The following is a 2,521-nucleotide window of genomic DNA, read 5'->3' on the forward strand; positions in this document are numbered from 1 at the left end:
CCCGCCGGACCGACCGCGTCCCCCGACGGCGGGCGCCGTCGCGTGGTGGCGATGGCGATCTGGGGCATCGCCTTCGTGGCGGCCTGGCTCGCCATCGGCCTGCCGACCGACCCGGCGTACGCGTTCCTCTGGATCTGGGCGGGCACCATCGCCTGGCACTCCACCCGCCCGTGGCGCAGTCACCTGCGCTTCGCCCGGGACTGGATCCCGGTGGTGCTGCTGCTGGCCGCGTACAACCTCTCCCGGGGGTTCGCCGACAACGGTGCGACGCCGCACGCCATGGAGCTGGTCGTCGCCGACCGCTTCCTGACCGGTTGGGCCACCGGCGGGGAGGTGCCCACGATCTGGCTCCAGGAGCACCTCTACCGGCCCGACCAGGTGCACTGGTGGGACGTGGCGGTGAGCTGGATCTACTTCTCGCACTTCGTGGCGACGCTCGCCGCCGCCGCGGTGCTCTGGATGCGGAACCGCGCGCGCTGGGGCGCGTACATGCGGCGGTGGGGCTTCCTCTGCGCGGCCGGGCTGGCCACCTACTTCATCTACCCGGCCGCCCCGCCGTGGTGGGCCGCCCAGAACGGGCTGATCTCCGACGTCGCACGGATCTCCACCCGGGGCTGGAAGGAGATCGGCATGCACGGCGCGGGCAACCTGCTCAACGCCGGCCAGATCGCCGCCAACCCGGTGGCCGCCATGCCGTCGCTGCACACCGCGTTCGCCCTGTTCGTGGTCCTGTTCTTCCTGCGCGCGACGCGGAAGCGCTGGTGGCCGCTGCTGCTCGCGTACCCGCTGGCGATGACCTTCACGCTGATCTACAGCGGCGAGCACTACCTGATCGACGTGCTGGTCGGCTGGGCGTACGTCGGCCTGACCTTCCTGGTGGTCGGGCTGGCCGAGCGCTGGTGGGCGGCCCGCCGGGCCCGCCGCGCCGCGCTCGCCCCGGCGACGGAGGCGGCCCCTGCCGCCGCGCCGACCCGGCCCGCCGTCCACCCGATCCGGGCGGCCGACGCCGACCCGGCCACGGTGCCCGCGGAGCGCTGACCGGCCGGGCCAGCCCGGCGTGATGCCCGCGGAGAGCTGACCGGCCGGCTCAGCCCGGCCGGCCCCGGCCGCTCCGCCGGGCCGCGTGCGCCCGCGCGGTCAGCTCCGCCGCCAGCTCCCACGCCTCGCCCAGGTCCCGGTCCAGCGCGGCCGCGCCCGAGCCGCCGGCGGTGTCCGCGTGCACGGTGGCCAGCCGCAGCCGTCGCTGCGCCGGGCCCTGGGTCACCCGCACGCTCTGGATCCGGGCGTACGGCACCAGCGTCAACCGGCGGGTCAGCAGCCCGGACCGCGCCACGAAGACCTGCTCGTCGAGGCCGGCGCCGACCCTCGCCCGGCTCAGCGGGCGCAGCCAGCGGGCCCGCCGGGGCGGCAGCGTGGCGGGCAGCGCGCCCAGCCGGACGCCGGGGAGCACCTCGGCGACGACCAGCTCGCCGGTGGGCGCGTCGCCGACCGGCAGCAGCCGGTCCGGGCGGTTGCGGTCGTCCGGCTCGGCGCCCGAGTAGCCGGCCACCTCCAGCCGCAGCCGCAGCCAGCCCTTCATCCGCCAGAGCAGCGGCCAGGTCACCCCGACGGTCTGCACCCGGTGCAGCGGCACGGTCTGCACCCGGGTCTCCAGCAGCCCGTTGCGCACCCGCAGCGTGCCGCCGTCCCGGTCGAGCCGGAAGCTCCAGTCGTCGAGCACCCGGCGGACCGGTTGCAGCAGCACGCCGGCCATGGCGGTCAGCGTGCTGGCCACCGCGATGAACGACCAGGACCCCTCGGAGACGAACTGCGCCACCACGAACGCCAGACCGAACGGGAGCAGGAACGCCTGCGGGGTGAGCAGCTGGCTGACCAGCAGGTCGCGGTTGCGGACGTGGTGCAGCCGCCGCCCGGCCGGGGCGGCCGCGGGCGGCACGCCGGCGGCGGTCGGGGCGGCCTCGGGGGCGCGGCCGGCCACGGCGAGCAGCCGGTGCCGCAGCGCCGTCGCCTCGGCCACGCTCAGGTACGCCAGCGGCGCCTCCGTCTTGCCGCCGCCGACCACCTCCAGCCGCAGCTCGGCCAGCCCGGTGAGCTGCGCGAGCAGCGGTCGGACCACCTCGACCGCCTGCAGCCGCTCCAGCGGGATCGCGCGGGTACGCCGCCAGAGCAGCCCCTCGTGCACCCGCAGCTCGCGCCCCACCACGTGGTAGCCGGTGTTCCACCAGCTGATCACCGAGAGCACGGTGGCGCCGAGGACGAAGACCGCGACCAGCGCGGCGAACCAGCCGAAGCCGACCCGGGACAGCGTCGACCAGGACAGGCCGGCGATCACCACGACCAGCGACTTCGCGCCGTGCAGCGCCGGGCTCAGCGGGTGCAACCGCTGCCGCGGCTCCTCCCCGGCGCGTTGCGCAGCCCCCGGCACGTTCGTCGCGGGCGGTCCCCATGGGCCCGCTCCCGGCGGCGCGGGTGGCCCGTACCCGGGTGGTGGTGCGGGCGGCCGGTGGCCGGGCGCACCACC

General features: G+C 76.6%; 2 protein-coding genes. One reads left to right on the forward strand and one right to left on the reverse strand.

The genetic code is table 11. The annotated features are described in order from the left end of the window. The coding region (locus tag F8274_RS30435; RefSeq protein WP_225854048.1) for a phosphatase PAP2 family protein at positions 1-1,038 on the forward strand (1,038 nt) is incomplete at its 5' end. 49 nt (positions 1,039-1,087) lie between these two features. Here F8274_RS30435 and F8274_RS30440 read toward each other — a convergent pair. Then, positions 1,088-2,521 (reverse strand): PH domain-containing protein (locus tag F8274_RS30440; protein WP_225854049.1); only part of this gene is annotated, 1,434 nt, incomplete at its 5' end.

The organism is Micromonospora sp. AMSO31t (assembly GCF_008868175.1).
In the GTDB taxonomy this organism is placed as follows: domain Bacteria; phylum Actinomycetota; class Actinomycetes; order Mycobacteriales; family Micromonosporaceae; genus Micromonospora.